We start from the raw sequence: 211 nt of genomic DNA on the forward strand, positions 1-211 counted from the left end.
GGATGTTTTTGGTTACAACGGAGCCGGATCCAATCACGACATTGTTTCCGATGGTGACACCGGGGTTGATGACTGTGTTGCCGCCGATCCAGACATTGTCCCCAATGTGAACTTCCTTTCCATATTCTAACTTACTGTTACGGATCACCGGATCAATGGGATGGCCGGCGGTGAAGATGCAGACCCGTGGACCAAACATGACATTGTTTCC

1 protein-coding gene is annotated in these 211 nt (G+C 50.2%); it reads right to left on the reverse strand.

Annotation, left to right across the window (positions count from 1 at the left end; genetic code table 11):
• Positions 1-211: DapH/DapD/GlmU-related protein (locus tag HJY11_RS14685; protein WP_279571121.1), on the reverse strand; the 211-nt coding region annotated here is incomplete at both ends.

It is taken from the genome of Bittarella massiliensis (ex Durand et al. 2017) (assembly GCF_017566145.1).
In the GTDB taxonomy this organism is placed as follows: Bacteria; Bacillota; Clostridia; order Oscillospirales; family Ruminococcaceae; genus Bittarella; species Bittarella massiliensis_A.